The sequence below is a fragment of the Gemmatimonadota bacterium genome (assembly GCA_026706845.1).
GTDB lineage: Bacteria > Latescibacterota > UBA2968 > UBA2968 > UBA2968 > VXRD01.
In genome coordinates this window covers 1-5,815 of record JAPOXY010000170.1, presented here as the reverse complement: position 1 = coordinate 5,815, position 5,815 = coordinate 1, and the positions used below count along the sequence as shown (strand labels likewise).

General features: G+C 47.3%; 5 protein-coding genes. 3 read left to right on the top strand and 2 right to left on the bottom strand.

The genetic code is table 11. From position 1 onward, the window contains the following. Nucleotides 1-433 precede the first annotated feature (433 nt). The gene (locus OXG87_15740; GenBank protein ID MCY3871001.1) at nucleotides 434-2,683 is read right to left on the bottom strand and encodes a prolyl oligopeptidase family serine peptidase; all 2,250 of its coding nucleotides are present in this window, start codon (nucleotides 2,681-2,683) and stop codon (nucleotides 434-436) included. Between the two features lie 182 nt (nucleotides 2,684-2,865). On the opposite strand from OXG87_15740, the gene OXG87_15735 reads away from it, so the two are divergent. Further along, nucleotides 2,866-3,186 carry a hypothetical protein gene (locus tag OXG87_15735; GenBank protein ID MCY3871000.1) on the top strand — a complete coding sequence of 107 codons (321 nt, stop codon included), beginning with the start codon at nucleotides 2,866-2,868 and terminating at the stop codon, nucleotides 3,184-3,186. A gap of 137 nt (nucleotides 3,187-3,323) precedes the next feature. Here the strand turns inward: OXG87_15735 and OXG87_15730 are convergent, their stop codons facing one another. Continuing rightward, the gene (locus tag OXG87_15730) at nucleotides 3,324-4,298 is read right to left on the bottom strand and encodes a DUF4041 domain-containing protein (protein ID MCY3870999.1); all 975 of its coding nucleotides are present in this window, start codon (nucleotides 4,296-4,298) and stop codon (nucleotides 3,324-3,326) included. A 128-nt stretch (nucleotides 4,299-4,426) separates the two neighbouring features. On the opposite strand from OXG87_15730, the gene OXG87_15725 reads away from it, so the two are divergent. Both OXG87_15725 and OXG87_15720 read left to right on the top strand, forming a co-directional pair. Then, nucleotides 4,427-5,314 carry a phytanoyl-CoA dioxygenase family protein gene (locus OXG87_15725; protein MCY3870998.1) on the top strand — a complete coding sequence of 296 codons (888 nt, stop codon included), beginning with the start codon at nucleotides 4,427-4,429 and terminating at the stop codon, nucleotides 5,312-5,314. An 83-nt stretch (nucleotides 5,315-5,397) separates the two neighbouring features. Then, a partial coding sequence (locus OXG87_15720) for a muconate cycloisomerase (protein MCY3870997.1) occupies nucleotides 5,398-5,815 on the top strand: 418 nt, incomplete at its 3' end.

Below are 5,815 nucleotides of genomic sequence, written 5' to 3'. Positions count from 1 at the left end.
GCGAGAGGAAAATTTTTGTTGTTACCCCGCTTCGGTGGAGAGTTTAGGGCTTTTGTATCAAGCCTGTGATAGATGCAACTTTTCATAAGCTATCGGCGCATGGTAGGCGATGGAAGAATGCCTGCGATGCGGATTATACCATCCTGGAGTTCTTTCGTTTTGGTGGATGGTTTAGGACTGGGAATAGTCGCCCCTCAGCGACGGCAGGCTTCTGAGACTTTGCCCAATCTCTCGGTCAACTCTAGACATTGAGACGCTTCCGGGCAAGTTTTTTCTGAGCAACAGTCATCGTGACTTCTTTCTTTTGCTTGGGGAGACGCTTCAGAGTAAATCTCAAAGCAAATCACACAGCTAAACAGCATTTCGGCTTTCGGCAACAGCCTTTCTAAACCTTTTCTGGTGGTTTGCACGCTATTATATAGAACCTACCTGTTTACTTCGGAATTTTGAGGTACCTATCAAACCAGACGATGATGCGTTTCCAATAATCTATCTGGTTGGCATATCCCCACTCCGACGGTGCGTGAAGTTCACCCTCATATTTTGCATAGGCTACCTGTTTTCCCAATCGGCGGAGAGCTACAAATACTTCGTCAGCGAGAAAAGACGGTACCGCGTAATCAAGGGCTCCGTGAATGACCAAAAGTGGTGTTTGCACCCTATCAAAGTAAAAGATGGGAGAATTTTCGATATATCTATTCCGAAAGCGCCAGGGTGTACCGCCCATTCTCCCTTGACCTTCTTCAGCCCATGGAATTCCATAGGTTGATCCGTCTTTTCTCATCGAATTGTACATACTAATCAAATTGCTATATCCTCCACTGATTACGGCGGCTTTAAAGCACGTTGTTTGGGTAACCAAAGCGAGAGTACTATATCCTCCATAACTATGTCCTATCACTCCAAGCCGATCTGGATCAGCAATCCCCATCTCGACGGCTTTATTTACCCCTGGAAGCACTGTTTTTGCAATGTCCTGCATCGGCGTTCCTACCTGAAGTGGAGCATCAGGACAAAGAACCACATATCCGCGCGTAGCGAGAAGTTGTAAGTTATAAACGCCAGGCCCTTCTAGGCCGAATGTATTTATCTTGCTCGACATCCAACTGCCGCCATATACATAAACTACAAGAGGATACTGTTTCCCTGTTTCATAGTTAGGGGGAAATAATAGTGCGCCTCGTAGCGTTTGGCCTTCCATATCTCGCCACTCAATGAGGCGATTCGTTCCTAAGGTAGCTCTGCAAATCGATGGGTTAATATTAGTCAATCGTCTTGGATCTCGGAAATCAATGCCTGCGATCCAAATATCTTCACAACGTTGCGCATCTTGTCTGGTGTAAACTACCTGCTGACTATCATCAGAAACATCGATCATGTAGATAGCTGGGGAACCAAATTTCGCGTCTTCTTCCAAAACCTTTGACGATAGCCCCGTGGTAAGATTCACTTTATAGATTCCGACACGTTTGGTTTCTTGGTGCTGAGTAATTAGAAACAGTGACTTTTCTTCTTGAGGAGACCAGAAGCGTCCTCCTTCGATCGGAGAGACCACCTCCACCAATTCTCGATCCGAGATATGTGTAACAGGCACTACGGTTGCATCCAATACTGAAATACGCCATAGTGTGTCAGAAACAAGGAAGTACAGATTTTTCCCCTCAGCGTCCCATAAAGGTGGACGGTAGGTGTGGTAAAAATCGGAATGTGATCCCTTAGTTAAATTTCGTGGCTTCCCCTCGCTGGCAGACACAATGAAACAATTTCCCCTTGATATGTAACTTAGTAGCTTACCATCTGGGGACCAACTGACGGAAATTCCTCGGGTCTGCTGGATCTCTGACGCAACAACCTTAATTTGTTTATTAGACAGAAAAATAATGAGAAGATCATAGGTGGAGGACTCCGGACCCGATCCGGAGTCCTCTTTCAAGACCGTACAGGCGACCTTTGTGCCGTCGGGTGATATCCAGTACCCGATTATTTTCATCTGGCATGCGATACGCTCTACTTTTCCCGTAAAAACGTTAACTATAGCAAGATCAGAAAGATAAATATTAGTGACAGCAACGTTCTGTACATTGTTCTTCGGGAGTCTCGGAGGGTCAAGCATTCCGAGTACTTTAGGTGAATGGTAAACAATAACTGAAGACTGAAGGTTACTTTTTTTTTCATCCATCTGTCTTGAATGACTTATGATGAGATCGAAGCCATCTTCAAGGGTCATGCCTTCTGGCAAGACTTTGCAGAGAATCTTCTGGCTATCTGGCATCCAACGAACAACTTCGGAACCATAGTAGGAACGAACGATAACGTCTGATCTGCGCCTCAATCTATCAGATGATCTTTCCCAAACCCAGAGCTGCGCTTGGCCATCTCGGTCCGAGAAAAAAGCAAGGTAATCCCCATTGGGTGACCAAACAGGTCCCCAGCTACTGCCCTTCCCTTGGGTCAAACACCTCGATTCGCCAGATGACGTGTTGGTGATCCAGACATCACAACCAACTCTTAGTTTGGGAGTGCCTGAGCGGCTGAAAAAGCTATATCTATTGTCGCCTGGAGACTCCCTCCTAAATGGATCTTGTATGGTATATGCAACCCATATGCCATCAGGAGATAGGTCAATGGGTGTACTCGGTGAGAACGACAGCGATTTAACAGTATCTTTAATGCCTAAAGCCATTTTAGCTCCAATTTATCGGTTTTGAGGTAGTGTTTGGTCTTGGGAATAGCATCATTTAGTCGTTCGATTCCTTTGGAGGGTTAAGTCTTTTGAATATACCCTACGGTATTGTGCCTATGTTAGTTGAAATAGTAGAGGCTCCAATGTAAATTGGATACAGTAGTTTCCATCCCGAAAACGCTGTGTCCTCAACCAAAGGAGCCCGTGATGAAAAATCGCACAAAGCCCCCAAAGTCAAGGCTATCCACAAAGACGATGCAACGCCACAGACACCCACAGAAGAAGAGATGACCGCAATGGATACACGCATCGCTCTGATCCAGGCCTTGATCCCATTAGGATTAGACGCCGTGGCAGAAGAATTGCAGCAGGAAGTGACCCGCTTAGCCGGGGATAGATACACGCGCAAAGAGCGGCAAAACCCCAATCGTCGGTGGGGCAGTCAACAAGAGTCTGTGTATCTGGCCGATCAAAAAGTGGACTTGACCCGTAGTGTGAGTTGATCAATCGCCGATCCTTCCGCACGCACAAGGAAGCGCGGTTGGCTATCTTCTCCTACATTGAAGGATGGTATAATCCGCATCGCAGGCATTCTTCCATTGCCTACCAGGCACCGATAGCTTATGAAAAACTGCATCAATCACAGGCTTGAAACACAAGCCCTAAATACTCCACCAAAACGGGGTAACTCCAATCCTGAGCGTGTCATTTCTGCACGGGATTTTACTCGCTCTTTGTTTGCTTCTGCCTCGGCTAAGAGTTCATTCAAGCGTTCAATCTCAGACTGTAGCTTTGAATGCTTTTCGCCTGTTGCTTGCTCAACATCCCTACGGGCCTTTTCTAATGCTTTCTGGTATCGCGCTTGTTCCTTTTCTACTTTTATACGCTCCCTTTCTATTTCCTTCCGGGCACGTTCTTCTTCCCGCATCTGCTCGCGGATAGCACGCTGTTCTTCCTTCTCTTCTTGCTTTATCTCCTCAAACCCGTGGACCAGGCTGAGCTCATTGATCTTGAGATTGAAATACTCACGGGTAATCTGGCAACCCATAGTCTCCCCAAGCCGGTTGACTGCGTTAAACAATGACTCAATGCGTCTCTCAATGCTTACGATATTGTTATATTTTACTTTCATTATGAGAGAATCGCTCTCTCCATTAAATGCACGAAGCATGAGCTTTATCTTCTCATTGACCATTTTTTGTCCTGCTCTTACGCTATTATTTACTGTCCAGTTTGAAGGATAAAGAAGGGCTGTTTTTCGTCTGATCAATTCCTTTTGTTCTCTGCGGATAGCGGACAGTTCTGTTTTGTACTGCTCAGAATTTTCAAAGTCATATTTTGGTTCATACAAACCAAAACTTTGCATGTCCAACTCATCTTCAAGCGGCCTGAGCTGCTCCTGGAGACGCTCTACCTCATCACTCGCTTGTTCTATCTCCTTCTCTGTTTTTTCTCTTTCTGCCTTAGCGGATTTGTTCGCCCGTTCTATCCGCGATGCTTCACGTTCTACATCAATAATTGGCTGAAATCTTTTAAGTCGCTGCCTTGCTTTTATATATTTATGTGACACAAAAATGAACAGTGCCAAAATTACTACAAAGAACAGTTCAAACATACTTCCTCCTCTTTGATATAAATGAAAAATGCCCTGCTTATTTTACATGATAGACGGGGCATTCAAGGCTGTCAAATAGTTTGACAAAATAAGGCATTATGCTACTTTGCTACATAATCCCCTTTTTAATGGCACGATGCAAGCTCCGCAGGAAGGGAGTACACGTGGAAATCACCGTCACACCGGAAGAGCACGCAGCCGAATCTCTCACCGACGCGCACCTGAAACAGGCCCTCGATGCCATTCGAACGGAGGGCTACATCATCCTCAATGCAGTGGTCGCACACGAACACCTCGATCTTCTCTGTGAGCGGATGACCGAAGACATAGAGAAGATCATGAACGCCCCTGCGCCACCCCATAACTTCGTTTGGGGAAACGTCCAGCAGGAGCCGCCCCCCTTCCCCCCGTACGTCTTTCGCGACGTTATGGCGAACCCCTGTGTGGTCCAGGTCTCGAAAGCCCTACTCGGCGAGGGGATCTTCAACAATCGCTACACCGGCAACACCAACTTGCCGGGCAGCGAGCTCCAGCCGGTACATGTTGACTCGGGACAACTCTGGCCAAACCTGGATGTCGCGCATCCGCCGTCCAAAGTCATTGTCAATATTGCCCTGGACGAAGTGACCGAAGCCAACGGAAGTATCGAACTCTGGCCCGGCTCCCATCTGGAAACGCAAAAGGTAGATGGAGATGATATCAAGGTCGAAGAACACCTGCATGAAGCACGCCGGAAAGTGGCACCGCCGGTCCGGGGGAACACAAAAAAGGGAAGCATTCTGATCCGCGATCCCCGGCTCTGGCATCGGGGAATGCCAAATCTCTCCGACCAAACGCGGTTCATGATCGCAGCGATCTACTGCTGCCACTGGATGCGTCGCCTTCCCCCTCTCCGGTTCAATACTGGTTGTGAAACCGCCTTTGCAGAAAGCGACCTGGACCCGAACATAATTTTTGTGGATGAACCGATAGACTACCTCTTCAGAAACCGACCCTACGATTACAATGGCACATAAACTGGCGTGAGAAATTAAGATGCCGACAAGGGTCGCTCTATTCGTATTGGTGTTCCTGAGACGATCGATGAAAGGAGTCTGCTTTGACCATTAAAGAGCTCGATCTATTTGCAGTCGGAACAAGACGAGAGAACGGTACGCTCAGTCCTCACATTATCACCCGTATCATCTCAGACGATGGTGTAGTCGGTGTGGGCGAAATGTCCGACCTCAGTATCCGAAACATACCCGACATCAACCATCTCGAGTATATACTTCGGAAATCGTTGATCGGAATCAATCCATCCGATCCAACCGCCATCGATCCGATCGTCGACGGATATAAGGGACAAATTGGTGCAGGTGTGGATATTGCGATTCACGACCTTCGGGCCAAGAGCCTGGGCATTCCAATTCACGACCTCTATGGAGGTGCTTACCGAGATCGCTACAAAATCTGCTACCCCATCTTTCGACAATTCGAAGAGGCGGACGTCGCACCCAACGTCGAGCGAGTCGGTC

Bases quoted from the DNA above. Each gene is read 5' to 3' on its own strand.
- OXG87_15740 (MCY3871001.1), bottom strand. From the start codon at position 2,683: ATGGCTTTAGGCATTAAAGATACTGTTAAATCGCTGTCGTTCTCACCG.
- OXG87_15730 (MCY3870999.1), bottom strand. From the start codon at position 4,298: ATGTTTGAACTGTTCTTTGTAGTAATTTTGGCACTGTTCATTTTTGTG.
- OXG87_15725 (MCY3870998.1), top strand. From the start codon at position 4,427: ATGGCACGATGCAAGCTCCGCAGGAAGGGAGTACACGTGGAAATCACC.